Raw genomic sequence first — 17091 nt, forward strand, 5'->3', positions numbered from 1 at the left:
AATGGGTCTGTGACTTAATGTATCAAGCAAGCTTAAGCCGTTAGGTGTAGGCGCAGCGAAAGCGAGTCTGAATAGGGCGCCAGAGTTTGATGTATTAGACCCGAAACCCGGCGATCTATGCATGACCAGGATGAAGGTGCGGTAACACGCACTGGAGGTCCGAACCGATTAACGTTGAAAAGTTACCGGATGAGTTGTGCTTAGGGGTGAAAGGCCAATCAAGCCGGGAAATAGCTGGTTCTCCGCGAAAACTATTGAGGTAGTGCCTCGGATGGACACCTTGGGGGGTAGAGCACTGGATGGATGCGGGGGTCGCGAGACCTACCAACTCTAACCAAACTCCGAATACCCAAGAGTGATATCCGGGAGACAGACGGCGGGTGCTAAGGTCCGTCGTCAAAAGGGAAACAGCCCTGACCTACAGCTAAGGTCCCCAAGTCGTGTCTAAGTGGGAAAGCATGTGGAACTTCCAAAACAACCAGGAGGTTGGCTTAGAAGCAGCCATCCTTTAAAGAAAGCGTAACAGCTCACTGGTCTAAATAAGAGGTTCTGCGGCGAAGATGTAACGGGGCTCAAGACACGCACCGAAGCTTAGGGTGTGCCATTTATATGGTACGCGGTAGCGGAGCGTTCCGTAAGCCTGTGAAGCGATCTGGTAATGGGTCGTGGAGGTATCGGAAGTGCGAATGCAGACATGAGTAGCGATAAAAAGGGTGAGATGCCCTTTCGCCGAAAGACCAAGGGTTCCTGCGCAAGGCTAATCCGCGCAGGGTGAGTCGGCCCCTAAGACGAGCCCGAAGGGGGTAGTCGATGGGAACACGGTTAATATTCCGTGACCTGGTGGTGTGTGACGGATCTCGTGTGTTGTCTTCCCTTATTGGATTGGGAAGGCTTCGAAGAGGTCCCAGGAAATAGCCCCACCGTATAGACCGTACCCGAAACCGACACAGGTGGTCAGGTAGAGTATACCAAGGCGCTTGAGAGAAGTGTCCTGAAGGAACTCGGCAAATTGCCTCCGTACCTTCGGAAGAAGGAGGCCCCAACTAAGCGCAAGCTCTGTTGGGGGGCACAGGCCAGGGGGTAGCGACTGTTTAGCAAAAACACAGGGCTCTGCTAAGTCGGCTTCAAGACGACGTATAGGGCCTGACGCCTGCCCGGTGCCTGAAGGTTAAGTGGAGGGGTGCAAGCTCTGAAATGAAGCCCAGGTAAACGGCGGCCGTAACTATAACGGTCCTAAGGTAGCGAAATTCCTTGTCGGGTAAGTTCCGACCTGCACGAATGGCGTAACGACTTCCCCACTGTCTCCAGGACATGCTCAGCGAAATTGAATTCCCCGTGAAGATGCGGGGTTCCCGCGGTTAGACGGAAAGACCCCGTGCACCTTTACTGCAGCTTCAGAGTGGCATTAGGAAGAAACTGTGTAGCATAGGTGGGAGGCTATGAAGCGTTGGCGCCAGCTGACGTGGAGCCATAGGTGAAATACCACCCTGTTTGTTTCTGATGTCTAACCTCGATCCATGAAACTGGATCAGGGACCCTCTGTGGCGGGTAGTTTGACTGGGGCGGTCGCCTCCTAAAGAGTAACGGAGGCGCGCAATGGTGGGCTCAGGACGGTTGGAAACCGTCTGTTAGAGTGCAATGGCATAAGCCCGCCTGACTGCGAGACTGACAAGTCGAGCAGAGACGAAAGTCGGTCATAGTGATCCGGTGGTCCCTCGTGGAAGGGCCATCGCTCAACGGATAAAAGGTACGCCGGGGATAACAGGCTGATAACCCCCAAGAGCTCATATCGACGGGGTTGTTTGGCACCTCGATGTCGGCTCATCACATCCTGGGGCTGGAGCAGGTCCCAAGGGTTTGGCTGTTCGCCAATTAAAGTGGTACGTGAGCTGGGTTCAGAACGTCGCGAGACAGTTTGGTCCCTATCTGCCGTGGGCGTCGAAATTTGAGAGGAGTTGACCCTAGTACGAGAGGACCGGGTTGAACATACCTCTGGTGTACCTGTCGTTCTGCCAAGAGCGCAGCAGGGTAGCTATGTATGGACGGGATAACCGCTGAAAGCATCTAAGCGGGAAGCCTCCCTCGAGATAAGATTTCATAGAGCCGTCAGAGACCATGACGTTGATAGATCGGATGTAGAAGTGGAGTAATCCATGGAGCTAACCGATACTAATTGCTCTATTCGCGCTTGAGAGTCCCACCATCAATGACAATCCTGGGTAAACCAGCACGTCACCGATGGCGGATGATCAAATGCAACGCCTGATTGAACAAACTACATCATCACATAGGTATGCACGGACATCGTTTTTGGGAGCCCAGCGCAAGCTGGGCCCCCCGAAAGAACCCGAACTTTTTGCTGTTCACCGGCTCCATTGCTTGGTGGCTATAGCGTCAGTGCCCCACCCGATCCCATCCCGAACTCGGCCGTGAAACCTGACTGCGCCGATGGTACTATCGCTTAAGCGATGGAAGAGTAGGTCGTCGCCAGGCATTGAAGCCGGTGAACACAAAACGTTCGTGTCTCTCATGAGAACCCATTTACATGTCATCTAAAACCCACTCGCGCTCGCGAGCAAAACATACAAAATCCCTGTCGCGGGGTGGAGCAGCCCGGTAGCTCGTCAGGCTCATAACCTGAAGGTCACAGGTTCAAATCCTGTCCCCGCAACCACCGCCATAAAACGACCATCGCCGCCCTCACGGGCGGCGTTGTCGTTTGTGGCAAACGCCATCAAATTCGACAGCTTCGCGACAACGTCCGCTTACGGGCCGTGTGCACCGTCCGGATGTACAGCCACGCCCTCGATAAACGTTACCTGTATCTCCGCCGCTTCGCCGTGGACCAATTCGTCGTACAACGTGTCGGCCATGGCGACATGATCCTGCAACCGGCATTCCCTGACAGGCGCGCGTCTGCGCCGTTCAACCATCAGGGGGTGCGCGCAGACGGCCTAACGCGATAGCGTGGACCATGCCTTTTCCCAAAACCACGATTCGTCACCTCAGCTATTTCGTCGCGCTGGCCGAAGCGGCCAGCTTCACGCGGGCGGCCGAGCGGATGGGCGTTTCCCAGCCGTCGCTCTCGCAACAGATCCGCGCGCTCGAAACCATCATCGGCGCAGCGTTGTTCGAGCGGGGAGGTCCCGCAATCCTTACCCCGTTGGGACGCGACTTGCTCGACCGGGCACGGCGCATCCTGCTCGATGTTGTCGACCTCGAAGATTTCAGGGCAAGTTCGGCCGATCCCTTGATCGGCACGATCCGGCTCGGCGTATCGCCGACGCTCGGCGCGTATCTTATGCCGGCGCTGGTCGCGCGGCTGCACCGCGAGCATCCCACGCTCCGTGTCCATGTCCGCGAGGGCCTGCCGACCGCACTCGCGACCGGACTTGCCACTGGCGTCCACGATCTGATCCTGGCGCAACTGCCCGTGACGGGCGGCGCGTTCCACAGCGAGCGCCTCTTTCGCGAACCTTTGTACGTCGCGATGGCGTCCGATCATCCCCTCGTGGCAAAGACGATCATCGCACCATCCGATTTACGCGGCACCAGCCTGTTGACGCTGCAACCCGAATATCGGCTGGCCGAACAGGTCGCGGCGATCGCGATCGATGTGGGCGCGAACGTATTACGGGACTATGAGGGGACAAGCCTCGATGCGATCCGCCAGATGGCGGGCATGGGCATGGGCCTTGCCTTGCTACCCGAACTCTACATCCGCCAGGAAGTTCGCGAAGGCGACGACGTCGTCGTGCGGCCGATAAAGGGGAGCCGCTACTACAGAGATATCGGACTGCTGTGGCGACACGGTGCCGGCCGCGCACCGGCCTATGGCTTGATCGCCGGCTTGCTCCGCTCCGTCTTCCCATAGGACATTCCTATTGATATCATAAGCTGCACTGCATTGTCCTAATGCCGGCAATCGAAGATACTCGGCTTCGATTATCGCGAGGGGCACATGGCGGGCGAACACATCGGATGGCGTTCAGCGCTCGGGTGGCTGGCAGAAATCGTCGGGCCTGACATGGCGTACGTCCGTCTCACGATGGTCTACGGCGTCGCGATCAGCCTGTTGTCGCTCGCCACGCCGATCTCGGTGCAGCTGCTGATCAACAGCGTCGCCTACACCGCGATGCCAGCACCGTTATGGACGCTGGCGGGGCTGTTGCTCGGGCTGCTGCTGGTGGTCGCGGGGCTCAGCGCCATGCGGTTCTGGATGATGGCGCTGTTCGAGCGTCGGCTGTTCGCGCGCATCGTCGCCGAGATCACCGTCCGCGCGGTCCATGCCCAGAACCCGTTCTTCGCCGACCAGAATCGCGGCGACCTGTTCAATCGCTATTTCGACCTCGTCATCGTGCAGAAAGCGGTGCCGAGCCTGGTCATCGGTGCGTTCACGATCATCCTGCAATCGGCGGTGGGCCTCATCGTCACCAGCTTCTACCATCCCTTCTTCCTCGCCTTCAACGCGATCCTCCTGCTCATCATTCTAGCGATCTGGCTGATCTGGTCGCGCGGCTCGATCCGCTCGGCGGTCGCGCTGAGCCATGCCAAGCACGACGCCGCGCGCTGGCTCGAAAGCGTCGGCGGGTCGAACGGCTTCTACAAGTCGAGCCGCCATTTCGATTTCGCGATGGACCGTTCGGAAGCCGTCACCGCCACCTATGTCGATCGCCATCGCCGCTATTTCCGTTACAGCTTCACGCAGACGGTCGCCTTCCTGCTCCTCTATGCCTTTGCCAGCGCGGCGCTGCTGGCGCTGGGCGGCACCCTCATTTTGAGCGGAGAGTTGTCGATCGGACAGCTGGTTGCGGCGGAGCTGATCCTGGGCGGCGTGTTCTACGGCGTGTCGCAGCTCGGCTGGTATCTCGACACGCTCTACGATCTGGTGGCGAGCGCGGAGGAATTGTCGCTGCTCTACGCGATACCGCAGGAGAGCGCGGTCGTCGCGGTGGGGCAGTCGCCCGGCGACGGTGCGGTGCGGCTCGACCGTGTCGTGATCGAGGGCGCGCGCTTCGATTTCGAGCTCGCGGCCGGTGAACAGCTCGTTACGCGCGCCGACGGGGGTGCCGAACGGTTGCTGGCAATGGTTCTCAAGCGCCATGTGATTCCCGAGCGCGGCCTGGTCACTGTCGGTCGCGCCGACATGGCGACGTTCGACATGTATCGGCTGCGATCCGAGGTCATGGTGCTCGACCGGCCGAGCATCGTCGAGGTCACGATCCGCGAGTATCTGACTCTCGCTGCGGCTGCGTCGACATCCACCGTCATGCTCGACGCGCTGGAGACGGTCGGCTTGCGCGACCGCATCGCCGGGCTGCCGCACGGGCTCGATACACCGCTGGCGGCATCGGGCTATCCGCTGTCGATCGGCGAGGTCATGGCGCTGAAGCTCGCCAATGCGCTGCTGGTGCGCCCGCACGTTCTGATGCTGGCGCAGCTCTACGATCTGATCCCGACGAGCCGCCTGGCCGAGGTGCTGCGCCAGCTCAAGGCGGCCGATACGACGGTCTTGCTGTGCACGGGGCGGCCCGAGGATATCGCGCTCGACGGCTGGTTCCATCTCGAACCCGATCGGCAGCGACGCTTCGACAGTTGTGCAGCGCTGGTCGCCGCGACCCAGCACGGAGCCGGCAATGCCGTATAAGCCCGATCGCCTCGCGCATTTCCAGACGCTTGCCGCAATGCGCGCGCCGCGAGTGGCGTCGGCCGTGGCGTGGATGCTCGTGCTGGGCATCGCGATCGCCGCGGCGATCATGGCGCTGGTCCCCTGGGTGCAGACCGCCAACGGCACGGGGCAAGTCGTCGCGCTCGATCCCGGCGACCGGCAGCAACCGGTGACCGCGCTGGTTCCGGGCAAGGTCGAGCGCTGGTACGTTCAGGACGGCCAGCACGTCGCGCGCGGCGATCCGATCGCACGCGTCGTCGATCTCGACCCAGACCTGCTCGCGCGCCTGGGGGCCGAACGCGCGCAGGTGCAGGCGGAGATCGCCGCGGTCCAGCAAAGCCGCGCGGTCGCCGGAATCGATGTTGCGCGCACCGGGCAGTTGCTCGCCGAGGGGCTCGCCGCCCGCCGCGATTACGAGCAGACGCAGATCAAGGTCGCCGACGCCGGCGCCAAGCTCGCCGAAGCGCGCGCCAAACTCAACCGGATCGATATCCAGCTCAGGCGGCAGTCGGCGCAACTCGTCCGCGCCCCGCGCGACGGCCGCGTCCAGCAATTGAATGCCGCGAGCGGCAGCGCGCTGGTATCGCCCGGCACGGTGCTGGCGGTGATCGCGCCCGAGCGCGTCGAGCGCGCGGTCGAGCTGTACGTCGATGGTCGCGACATGCCGCTGATCCGCCCCGGTCGTCCGGTGCGGCTCGAGTTCGAGGGTTGGCCCGCAATCCAGTTCAGTGGCTGGCCATCGGTCGCGCAAGGCATGTTCGACGGGCGCGTTCGCATGATCGATCCCAATGCCGCCCCCGACGGCGCCTTCCGCATCCTTGTCGAACCGCGACCCGGCAAACCGGCTTGGCCAACCGGCACCTTCGTCCGCCCAGGCGGAAAAGTGCGCGGTTGGGTGCAGGGCGAAACCGTCCTCGTCGGCTACGAAGTGTGGCGACAGCTTAACGACTTTCCGCTGGAATTCGGCCAGCGCGGCGCGGCGTCCGGCAAGGCGCAACCCAAGCCGCCCGCAAAGCCCAGCGTCGACGAAACCGGCAAGGACGCGGAGGCAAAGAAGTGACGCGTGTGATCGCCCTGCTGCGCATCGTCCCGCTGCTCCTCATGCTGTGTCCCGGCGTCGCATCGGCGCAGGGCGCGCCACTGACGCTCGACGAGGTGCTGCGCTCCTCCGCGCGGTCCGCGCCGCAGATCGTTGAGGCGCTGGCACGGGTGCGTCAGGCGGATGGGCGCGCGCTTTCCGCCGAGGGCGCCTTCGACACCGTGTTCGACGTGGATGCGCGGTCGCGCGTCGCGGGCTATTATGACGGCACCGTCGTTGAAGCGCGCGCGACCCGACCGCTCACCGACAATGGCGGTTATGTCTATGGCGGCTATCGCGCGTCGCGCGGCACTTTTCCCGTGTATGAGGACCAGGCCTATACCAACCGGCTCGGCGAGGCGAAGGTCGGCGCGCTGTTCGCGCTGCTGCGCGACCGCGTGATCGACGAACGCCGCACCCGGCGCAGCATCGCCGGCACCGATATCGACGTCGCGCGGTTCGAGGCGGACATGGTTGCGATCGGCGTGCAGCGCCGCGCAGTCGACGCCTATCAAGCCTGGGTCGCGGCCGGCTTGCGCATGCGCGCCTATCGCGATCTGCTGCACCTCGCGGAGCGCCGCCGCAGCGCTATCGGCCGGCTGGTGACGCTCGGTGCGCGCCCCGACATCCTGCTCGTCGAGAACGATCAGAATCTCGTGCGGCGACGTGCGCTAGCGGTTCGTGCGGAACAGGACGTCGCGGGCGCGGCCAATGCGCTGTCGCTCTATCTGCGCGACGAAGCGGGGACGCCTGTGACGGTTTCGGAGGATCGCCTGCCGGAGGATGCCGGCGCGCTGGCCGCGCTTTCTATCGCCACGACGCGCGCGGGACCGGTCGAGAGGCCCGACTACCGCGCGGTGCTCGCGCGGATCGACCAGGCGACGTCGCGGCTGGCCCTGGCGGAAAACGATCTGTCGCCTCGGCTCGACCTGCGCGGCGAAGTCGGCAAGGATGTCGGGTCGGTCGGTCTCGGCGGCCCGAACAGGACGCCGCTTGAGGCGGCCGTCGGTTTCCGGTTCAGCGTGCCGCTGCAGAACCGCGCCGCCAAGGGCCGCGTTGCCGAAGCCCGCGCCGAGATCGAGGCGCTCGGCCAGCGCAGTCGCTTTCTCCGCGACCAGATTACCGTCGAGGTTCAGGGTATCGTCATCGCGGTCGGTGCCGCCGAGCGGCTGGCCGCGATTGCCGACGAGGAGCGTCAGCTAGCCGAACGCCTGGCGACGGCCGAGCGCCGTCGGTTCGAGCTTGGATCGGCCGATTTCTTCCTGGTCAACCAGCGCGAGGAAACCGCGACCGACGCGCGCGTGCGCCTGGTCGACGCGCAGGCGCGGATCGCGTCTGCTCGTGCCGAATTGGCTGCGGCGACCGCCGATCGCGAAGCGTTGCAGCTCATCCGCTGATCGCACTTGCGCGCACAGCAACCTCGAGAAACCCTGTCGGACCTTCAAGGCCGATTGCCGCTGAAGTTTCCCTCTTGAAAGCGTCCGCTATGGGCGTGGGCTACCGATCTTCGCGCGGTTGGTCGAAGTTACGGTTTCAGGCACCCCTCGGTTCGAAAGAGATTTTGCAGTGCATCAAATCTCCGCTCGCTACCGATAACGTTGAGGCCGAAGCCGAGTTTGTGCATTTCGGGCCAGTCGACCACACTGACCGTACCACGGCGGCAGAGCGCGACCGCCATTTCGCGGTTCAGGGCATGGCTGGCGAAGCGCAACGGGCGGTTGGTGAGATCCGGATCCGTACCGACTTGATCCACCGCGCTTATCGCCCAGCGCCCGTCGCTGGTTGATCTTGGCGGATCTGTATTGATCACGACAAAGTCGCTTTGCTTCGTCGAGATGAAGCGATCGAGCCGCACTTGCGGCTCCGCGAACCAGCGCGCATGGAGCATGAGGATCGGCATCGCCGGCACCAGCGTCAGCACGCTCAATAGGATGACCATACCGTCGGTTCGCTGCGGCGCTTTCAAAGCCAGCTGCTGATAGCCCAGCCCCGCGAGCAGCGCGAAGCTGCCGAGATAGGGGTGCAGATAGCGATATCCCCAGCCGTGACCCTGGTACGGCAGGGTGAATCCTACGAACAACAGCCAGATCGCGATCCCGAGAAGCATCGGCGCGGCCACTCCGCCTCGTCGAGCGACGGGCACCGCCGCCACGATGAGCGGGAGCAGCGCCAGGTTCTGCCAGGCGACGAAACGCAGCATGTTCAGCATCATCCATGACAACGTCAGCGGATCGCGAACCAGGAGCAGCGGTATGACCTTGTCGAGGAACCGGCTGCCACTCGGGTCCGGATGCGCGGATGCGCCAGTTTGCAACGCCGCAATCAACGGAAACCCGATCCACCACGCGGCAATCGCGCAATAGGCAGCGCAGTACAGCAGCGACAGCCGCCATCTGCCCAGCCGGAGGTGCCAGACAATGAACGGCGCGACAAAGAACAGGTGGAACACCAGTTGGTGGAGCCCGGTCGCGAGAAACCCGATCGCGATCGCGCCGGCATGACCCCAACGACCGCCGCGCAGAAACGCGGCCAGCCAGATCAGGTTCAACGCCATGTGGCCCGTCATCGCATAGGTGGTCATCGCGTTGACGAGCATCTGGCTCGAGGTGAAATAGACGATCAGCGTGACCCAGATCGCTCGGTTATCTGCGCCGAACAGGCGCTTGGCGAGATCGAGCAGCGCGACCGCGCCGAACACCACCAATGCGGGGTTGTAGAACACCGGGTCGGCGATCTTGGAAAAGGCGAGACGCAACAGCGCGTTAACCGGCAAATAGCCGGACACCATTGCGGTCGGCGATTCCGCGTTCAGGAGGAATGCGGGCACCAGCGCACCGGCAAAAGGTCGCCACTGCGGGGCTAAGGGAGCTGCGAGCCGCCCCTTGTCATAGACCTGCATGTCAAAAACGACCATGCGCTCGTCGCCCGAGATCGGAAAATCAAAGAGCAGTGCGTAGGCGCCCCAGCCCAGCAACAGTGCGATGACGACGCTGGCGATCAGAACGACCCGCGCGCTCGGTGCTCGATCCGGCAGGCGCCATGCGGGGGCGAAACGCTGGAGGATGAAAAGCAGGACTGGCAGCGCGAGCAGGATGGCGATGTCCTGCGTCTGCACTTGGTACAGTGTGAAAAGATTGCCGGTCGTCGTCGCCGCACGCGCGACCAGCGGAAGCAGCATCAGCGCCGCGAGGTCCAGCGATCCAAGCGGTTTTGGCTGTCGCTTGGGCGCACCGATCATAGTCTGCATCGAAGTTCCTGACACGGTGGCGTGGCCGATCGACCAGGGAAAGCCAAACGACGCGTTCACCCTGTCCGAGCAGCGTTGGGTTAGTCAAATGTCGGGAGAAGCAATAGCGGCGACGTCGATTGCGGCTGGCCGCCCGACCATGCGGTAGCGGTTGGTTAACCATTGTCCGCTAGCCCGAGATGAGCGCAGCGGAGGCCATGCATGTTCGTTCAACGGTTCGACAAGACGCTCCCGCCAGCCGCCATGCCGCTTGCGATCTCGATCGTGATGCCGTGCCTCAACGAAGCGATCAGCTTGCCGCACTGCATCGCCAATGCGCGCGATGCGTTGAACACGATCGAGCGCGAGTTCGGGATCAGCGGCGAGATCCTCATCGCCGACAACGGCTCGACCGATGGCAGCCAGGCGATCGCGGCCGCCTGCGGTGCGCGCGTCGTCGCGATTGCCGACCGCGGCTACGGTGCGGCGATCATCGGCGGCGGGCACGCCGCCTTCGGTGACTATCTCCTCATCGGCGATGCCGACGGCAGCTATGATTTTACCGATGGCGTCGCGATGATCGCGCGTCTCCTGGCGGGCGCCGACCTGTGCATGGGATCGCGCTTCGCCGGCGGCATCGCACCGGGCGCGATGCCCTGGAAGAACCGCTATATCGGCAACCCGCTGCTCACCGGCGTGCTCAACCTGCTGTTCCGCTCGGGCATCGAGGATGCGCATTGCGGGCTGCGCGCCATTCGCCGCGATGTGTTCGTTGCGCTGGGCCTGACCGGGGCCGGCATGGAATTCGCCAGCGAAATGGTCGTCAAAGCCAGCCTCAAGCGAATCCGTATCGAACAGACGCCGGCAACCCTTTCGGTCGATTTGCGTGACCGTGCGCCGCATCTGCGCCCGTGGCGCGACGGGTGGCGGCATCTGCGCTATTTGCTGATGCTCAGCCCGACATGGCTGTTCGGGATTCCGGCGCTCGCGGCGATGGGCGTCGCGACAGTCATCCTCGCCATAGCGCTCGCGCATATGCTGGGACTTCTCCCCGGGACGGGTGCGTTCGGCACAAGCTGGTCGCTCGTTGCCGGATTCCTGTTCTGCATCGGGCATCTTTCGGCCGTCATGGCCGCCGCGACGCATCTTCACAGCGTCAACGAGGGGTATCGGCGCATGCCGAAGATCGTGCGCCGTTATGCCCGGCTGCTGACATTGGAGACGATGCTGATCACCGGTGCTGCGCTGCTGCTCGTATCGGGGTGCGGGCTCGGCGCGGTCGCGTGGGAGTGGTCCAACGGCGACTTTGCCGCGCTGTCCACACCGCTGCCGCTGATCCTCGCGTGCGTACTGGGCGCGACCGGGCTGCAGACGATCATCGGCGGCTTCCTGCTGGCGATCATCGCCGGGCACGAAGCGCGCTTCGTCGCAACGGCGCGCCAGGACGCGTTTGTCGCAAGCGCCGTCCCGATCGACCGGATCGCGGCATGACGATCCCGATCGCGACGCTCGGCCGCGGCTGACGGCGGAAGCCGGCGCGTTAGTCAGAGGTCGGCGGCGAGACGCCAAAGCGGGCAACGGCGTCGGCCAAACCCGTCTCCAGCGTGAAGCGGGGGCGATACGCGGTCTCGGCGAGCAAGCGGTCGATCGCGCCTTCGATCAGGGGCGGATCATCCGGACGAGTCGGGATCGCCCCATAGGCGACGCGATCGGCCGATCCGGCTGCCTGCGTCGCGATCTCGACGAAGCGTCGGACGGTCGCGGCCTTCCCGCTCGCGACGTTGACTACGCCCTCGACCGGTGCGGCGAGGATCGCCACCAGCGCGGCCGCAACATCCTCGACGTGGATGAAATCGCGTCGCTGCGAACCCTCGGATACCTTGGCGACGTCGCCGCTGTGCGCCGCTTCGAGCAGCGAGCCGAGCAATCGCTCGGATCGCTCGCCGGGGCCATAGGGAAAGAAGATCCGCGCCCAGGCGAGCGAAAGACCAAGCCCGGGGGCGGCCTTTGCGAGGACCGCGTGGAGGCTCGCTTTCGCCGTGCCGTAGAGGGTCGCTGGCCGTATCGGCGAGGTGGCCTCTTCGAGCCGGCCCGACCCCGTCCAGTCATATTCCGCGCAGCTGCCCGCAACGACCGCGCGCCGGCCGCCGCCCGCGACAAAGGCGCGGACGAGGCCGATCGACGCCGCCACCCAATCGAGATTCTCGGAGGCCGCCCAGAAGCCGGGCCTCGCCTCCCAGGCGAGATGGAGCAGGTGGGTCGCGCCGATTGCCTCGATCATGCTGCGATCGACACCGGCCAACAGATCGGCCGGATGATCGATGACACCGGCATGGTCGACCGGCGATCGGCCCAGCGCGTGGACCTCGACACCCGCCCCCAGCAACATCGGCACCACCGCGCGGCCGATGAAGCCACTGGCGCCGGTGAGAAGGACCCGCATCAGATCAGCTGGAGACTGGGCACCGCCACCACGAAGCGGGCATCCCATTCCCGCGCATAGGCGAGTTGCGCAACGACCTCGTCGCGCAGGTTCCACGGCAGGATCAAGATGCGGTCGGGCCGGTCTGCACGCAGTCGATCCTCTGCGACGATCGGGATCCGGCTGCCGGGCATGTACGATCCCGCCTTCGCTGGATTGAGATCGACCACATAGGGAAGAAGATCGGGGCGGATACCGGCGAAGTTGAGCAAGGTGTTCCCCTTGGCGGCAGCGCCATAGGCGCCCACCTTCAACCCGTCGCGCCGCGCCGCCAGCAGGAACGAGAGCAAATCGTCCTTCACCGTTTCCGCGGAGCGTTGGAACGTCGCGTAGAAAGCGGGCGTCGTGATGCCGGCATCCTGCTCGGTCTGGAGCAGTGCCGTCACCGCCGGGGTGACGGCATGAGGCCCGCCCGCCTTCTGAACAAAGACGCGCAGGCTGCCGCCATGCGTCGGAAGGCGCGCGACGTCGAACACCGAAAGGCCGTTCGCCGCGAAAATCCGCGCGACTGCCGTCAGCGAGAGATAGGAATAATGCTCGTGATACGCCGTATCGAACTGGTTGCGTGAAACCATTTCGAGCAAATGCGGGAATTCGAAGGTGGCAACGCCGGTCGGCTTGAGCAACCGCGCGAAACCGCCGACGAAATCATTGATGTCGGGCACATGCGCCAGCACGTTGTTGGCGATGATCAGATCGGCATCACGCCCGTCGGCGGCCAGTGTCTCGCCGAGCGTAACGCCGAAGAAGGCCTCGACAATCTCGATGCCCTTGGCACGCGCGGCGGCCGCCGTGCTGGCGGTCGGCTCGATGCCGTAGGTGGGGATGCCGGCGTCGCGGACATATTGCAGGAGATAGCCGTCATTGGCGGCGACCTCGACCACGCACGACGCCGCATCGAGGCCGAACCGTTCGGTCATGTCCGCCACATACCGCTTGGAGTGGTCGAGCCAGCTTTGCGAGAAGGAGCTGAAATAGGCATAGTCGGCGGTGAACAAGGCGTCGCGGCTGGTGAAATCGACGGTCTGCACCAACCAGCAGCTATGGCACACCAGCAGGCGCAGCGGGAACCACGTCTCGGGCGCGTCGAGCCGATCCGCCGAAAGATAGGCATTGGACGGCGGCGCACTGCCGAGGTCCAGGAAGGGCGCCTGCAAAGGCGCGGCGCAGTGGCGACATTTCACAGCATTACGTCCCGAAAATCGTCTGTCAGCATCGGCCGCGAGCGATCGCGCTCAGACAGGATCGTGATTTCCCGCGGCCACGGTATCGCAAGGCGTCGGTCGAGCGGATTGAGGCCGTCTTCGGCTTCGGGGACATGGCTCGCCGAATGGAAATAGAGCAGATCGACACTGTCGGTCAGCGTTTGGAAGCCGTGCGCAAAGCCCGGCGGAAGCAGCATCGCGGTATTGTTGTCCGCCGACACTTCGGCCGAGACCGAGGTGAGAAAGGTGGGAGAGTCGGGGCGAATGTCGGTCGCCACGTCCCAGACGGCGCCGTTTAGACACAGCACCAGCTTGGTCTCCGCATGCGGCGCGCGTTGGAAATGCATGCCGCGAACCGTGCCGGCCTGCTCGGTCCGGCTGTGGTTCGCCTGGCGCATCGGCCCGCTCCAGCCGGCCGCGAGCAGATCATCGTCGCAGAACAGGCGTGTGAAGGCGCCGCGCGGATCCCCCACCGGATGACGGACGACCAGGCGCGGCCCGCCAGGCATCAGCTCGGTGACGGTAAAACGGCTCATCGCGCTGCCCAGAATGCGGCAGTGTCCGCTTCGCACAGCGCACGGGCGTCGGCGCCGTCGTGAAGATCGCGGTACCAGCCCATCGTGCGACGTACCGCCTCCTCCAATGTCCAGCGCGGCACGCTGCCCAGCGCGGCGCGCGCTCGGGCGATCTCCAGACTCAGCCAGCCGGCTTCGTGCGGTCCCGGCTCGACCGCACCGAAGCGCGCTTCGCCGCGCCCATAGGCCGCACGGGCGAGATCAACCACCGTCCGCACCGACGCGGCGTCACCGGTCTCCGGTCCGAAATTATAGGCGCCGGCCAAGGCGGGTTGGTGCCACAACGCCTCTGCCAGCTGGAGATAGGCATGGACGGCCTCGAGGACGTGCTGCCACGGACGGACCGCGTCTGGGCGGCGCACGTCCAGCACGGCGCCTGTCTGCCAATGCCGCACCGCATCTGGCAGCAGTCGATCGTCCGACCAGTCCCCGCCGCCGATGACATTGCCCGCGCGTGCGGTTGCGACCGCGATGCCGGCGCCCGCCAGATAGCTGTCGCGATAGCTTGCGGTGACGATCTCGGCCGACGCCTTGCTCGCGCTATAGGGGTCGTGCCCGCCCAACGCGTCGGTCTCGCGATAGGGATAGGGATGCTCCAGGTTGCGGTACACCTTGTCGGTGGTGACGACCACGATCACCCGCAGGCCGGCGCTGTCGCGGCAAGCGTCGAGGAGGTGGGCGGTGCCCATCACGTTCGTCGCGAAGGTCGCGAGCGGATCGGCGTAGCTTGCGCGCACCAGCGGCTGGGCGGCCAGATGCAGGACGATTTCGGGGCGCGCGGCGCGCACCACGTCGGCAACGCCGGCGCGATCACGGACGTCGCAGTCGCGATGCGTAAGGCCATCCGCGATGCGGGCCAGCGAGAACAGGTCGGGCGTCGTCGAGGGAGCCAGCGCAAGCCCCGTCACCTCGGCACCAAGCTGGGCGAGCCGGATCGCGAGCCAGCCCCCCTTGAAGCCGGTGTGGCCGGTCAGCAGAACCCGACGCCCGGGCCAGAAGGACGGGTCAGCCAGCATCACCATGTCCGCCACGGTGCTCGGCCGGTCGCCCACATCTCTTCCAGCTGCTGCTTTTCGCGCATCGTATCCATCGGTTGCCAGAAGCCATCGTGCGCATAGGCCATCAACTCGCCCTTGGCGGCGAGCGTCTCGAGCGGGGCGGCCTCCCAGGTCGTCGCATCGTCCGCGATTTCCGAGATGACGCTGGGGTTGAGCACGAAGAAGCCGCCGTTGATCATGCCCCCGTCGCCGCGCGGTTTTTCCGCAAAGCCCATGACCTGATCGCCGGTCGTCTCGAGCGCGCCGTATCGGCCCGCCGGCTTTACCGCCGTGATCGTCGCCGCCTTGCCATGCGCCTTGTGAAACGCGATCGAGGCGGTGATGTCGATGTCGGCGACACCATCGCCATAGGTGAAGCAGAACGCCGCCTCGTCGCGGACATGGCCTGCGACGCGGCGCAATCGCCCGCCGGTCATCGTCGCTTCGCCGGTATCGACCAGGGTTATCCGCCAGGGCTCGGCGCGGCGGTTGGAGTAGGTGGTTTCGTTGCGTGCCAGGTCGATCGTGAGATCGGAGACATGCGACATGTAGTTCAGGAAATATTCCTTGATGATATAGCCCTTATAGCCGCAGCAGATCACGAAGTCGTTGATTCCGTGGGCGGAATAAATCTTCATGATGTGCCACAGGATCGGCTTGCCGCCGATCTCCACCATCGGTTTCGGGCGGAGATGGGTTTCTTCCGAGATGCGCGTCCCCAGACCGCCGGCGAGGATCACAGCCTTCATATCAAACTCCCCGCCCGATTTGGCGTTTCGATACAGGACGATGCCCTGTGATGCTACACCCCGACCGCTGTCGGCTAGCGCCCCTGGAGGATCGCCCAGCGTGCCGACGTGAAATTCCACAGGAACAACAGAACCGTGGTGACCGGCGTCGCCACGATCACCGGCACGCGCAGCCCCGTGCAGAGCAGCACCATCAGCAGCGTCGAGCCCAGAAATCCCATGATCGAGGTGACGAGAAAGCGCTGCAGCCGGTTCCAACAAGGCGCCTTATCGAAGGTGAACACACTATGGAGAAAATAGCCGACCGGTGTCGTAGTGCAGAAGGAGACGATGAGCGCGACCGGGTAGGCTACCCCGAACTGCGTGCCGCAGATCACAGTAATATTGTGCAACAGTGCGCAAAAAACTCCGACTGCCAAATAGCGCGACGATTGTAACTGGATCAGCTGCCTGATCACACGCGTGCTCATATCGCAAAATTGCCATGCCAGGGCCGCACATGCGCCTCCGCCACGATCGGTGCACGACCGACGGCTTCGGAATCGGGCTTGGAGAGATAGTGGACATGGTCGCCCGTCAGCCATCGATCTCCGGCGTGGCAAAGCCAGTGGATCGGGGTAGGCGTCCGCTCCCAATCCTTGAAAACAAGCGCTCCGTCGGGCGCAACAGTCCGCCGCACTGCCGCCAGCAGTTCGCGGCGGATCGCTGTCGGAACATGATGGATCACGTCGGACAGGATGACGAGATCGAATTGTCCGGGCTGCTCGAGCGCGACCGCCTGGACGGTCTTCTCCTCGAACGAAACGCGCTCGCGGCATCCGCGAAACAAACGTCCGGCATTGGGCGTCACGTCGATCGCCATGATGTCCGCGTCGGGGTACAGCTGTACCAACCGTTCGGTAACCGCACCTTCGCCGCATCCCACTTCGAGAATCCTGCGCGCCTGCGGCACCCATGCGCCGATTTGACGACAATAGGCGTCGATATCGATGAACACCGATCGATAGAGGGCGGCGACGAGATGTTCGTGCCGACCGAACATGCGGCGCACCGTGGGCCCGATCGGCATCG

At 63.9% G+C, this 17091-nt stretch carries 13 protein-coding genes, 1 tRNA gene and 2 rRNA genes (1 of these 16 running past the window's edge); 8 read left to right on the forward strand and 8 right to left on the reverse strand.

The annotated features are described in order from the left end of the window. The 7 genes from E2E30_RS17170 to E2E30_RS17200 form a co-directional block, all read left to right on the forward strand. Positions 1-2193, forward strand: a 23S ribosomal RNA gene (locus E2E30_RS17170) (it extends 603 nt beyond the left edge of the window). 185 nt (positions 2194-2378) lie between these two features. Next, positions 2379-2493: ribosomal RNA gene (gene rrf / locus E2E30_RS17175) — 5S ribosomal RNA — on the forward strand. A gap of 104 nt (positions 2494-2597) precedes the next feature. Continuing rightward, positions 2598-2674, forward strand: a tRNA-Met gene (locus E2E30_RS17180). Positions 2675-2974: 300 nt separating this feature from the next. Next, a complete protein-coding gene (locus E2E30_RS17185; protein ID WP_133191588.1) occupies positions 2975-3874 on the forward strand; it encodes a hydrogen peroxide-inducible genes activator in 900 nt (299 codons plus the stop codon). An 87-nt stretch (positions 3875-3961) separates the two neighbouring features. Further along, positions 3962-5647, forward strand: coding sequence for an ABC transporter transmembrane domain-containing protein (locus E2E30_RS17190; protein WP_133191589.1), 1686 nt, complete (start codon positions 3962-3964; stop codon positions 5645-5647). Further along, positions 5637-6728: an efflux RND transporter periplasmic adaptor subunit gene (locus E2E30_RS17195; RefSeq protein WP_133191590.1), complete on the forward strand. Its 1092-nt coding sequence runs from the start codon at positions 5637-5639 to the stop codon at positions 6726-6728. The genes E2E30_RS17190 and E2E30_RS17195 overlap by 11 nt, the downstream gene beginning before the upstream one ends. Continuing rightward, positions 6725-8143: a TolC family protein gene (locus E2E30_RS17200; protein WP_443018354.1), complete on the forward strand. Its 1419-nt coding sequence runs from the start codon at positions 6725-6727 to the stop codon at positions 8141-8143. The genes E2E30_RS17195 and E2E30_RS17200 overlap by 4 nt, the downstream gene beginning before the upstream one ends. Positions 8144-8271: 128 nt before the next feature. Here the strand turns inward: E2E30_RS17200 and E2E30_RS17205 are convergent, their stop codons facing one another. Continuing rightward, positions 8272-9993: a hypothetical protein gene (locus E2E30_RS17205; RefSeq protein WP_133191591.1), complete on the reverse strand. Its 1722-nt coding sequence runs from the start codon at positions 9991-9993 to the stop codon at positions 8272-8274. Between the two features lie 201 nt (positions 9994-10194). On the opposite strand from E2E30_RS17205, the gene E2E30_RS17210 reads away from it, so the two are divergent. Beyond that, a complete protein-coding gene (locus tag E2E30_RS17210) occupies positions 10195-11463 on the forward strand; it encodes a glycosyltransferase family 2 protein (RefSeq protein WP_206365603.1) in 1269 nt (422 codons plus the stop codon). A 49-nt stretch (positions 11464-11512) separates the two neighbouring features. On the opposite strand, the gene E2E30_RS17215 is transcribed toward E2E30_RS17210, so the two are convergent. From E2E30_RS17215 to E2E30_RS17245, 7 genes are all read right to left on the reverse strand, one after another. Next, positions 11513-12415 (reverse strand): NAD-dependent epimerase/dehydratase family protein, encoded by a 903-nt coding sequence (locus E2E30_RS17215; RefSeq protein WP_206365604.1) that lies wholly within the window; start codon positions 12413-12415, stop codon positions 11513-11515. Beyond that, positions 12415-13638 carry a class I SAM-dependent methyltransferase gene (locus E2E30_RS17220; RefSeq protein ID WP_133191592.1) on the reverse strand — a complete coding sequence of 408 codons (1224 nt, stop codon included), beginning with the start codon at positions 13636-13638 and terminating at the stop codon, positions 12415-12417. The genes E2E30_RS17215 and E2E30_RS17220 overlap by 1 nt, the downstream gene beginning before the upstream one ends. Then, complete coding sequence (locus E2E30_RS17225; RefSeq protein WP_133191593.1) at positions 13635-14195, reverse strand: dTDP-4-dehydrorhamnose 3,5-epimerase family protein; 561 nt, start codon at positions 14193-14195, stop codon at positions 13635-13637. The genes E2E30_RS17220 and E2E30_RS17225 overlap by 4 nt, the downstream gene beginning before the upstream one ends. Then, a complete protein-coding gene (gene rfbG / locus E2E30_RS17230; protein ID WP_206365605.1) occupies positions 14192-15286 on the reverse strand; it encodes a CDP-glucose 4,6-dehydratase in 1095 nt (364 codons plus the stop codon). The genes E2E30_RS17225 and rfbG overlap by 4 nt, the downstream gene beginning before the upstream one ends. Then, complete coding sequence (gene rfbF, locus E2E30_RS17235) at positions 15250-16020, reverse strand: glucose-1-phosphate cytidylyltransferase (RefSeq protein WP_133191594.1); 771 nt, start codon at positions 16018-16020, stop codon at positions 15250-15252. Before rfbF ends, rfbG begins: the two co-directional genes overlap by 37 nt. 74 nt (positions 16021-16094) lie before the next feature. Next, entirely contained in the window at positions 16095-16490 is a 396-nt protein-coding gene (locus E2E30_RS17240; RefSeq protein WP_165954554.1) for a GtrA family protein, read from the reverse strand. Beyond that, positions 16487-17089 carry a class I SAM-dependent methyltransferase gene (locus tag E2E30_RS17245; protein WP_133191596.1) on the reverse strand — a complete coding sequence of 201 codons (603 nt, stop codon included), beginning with the start codon at positions 17087-17089 and terminating at the stop codon, positions 16487-16489. The genes E2E30_RS17240 and E2E30_RS17245 overlap by 4 nt, the downstream gene beginning before the upstream one ends. Positions 17090-17091 lie beyond the last annotated feature (2 nt).

Origin of the sequence: Sphingomonas sp. AAP5 (assembly GCF_004354345.1) — a bacterium.
In the GTDB taxonomy this organism is placed as follows: domain Bacteria; phylum Pseudomonadota; class Alphaproteobacteria; order Sphingomonadales; family Sphingomonadaceae; genus Sphingomonas; species Sphingomonas glacialis.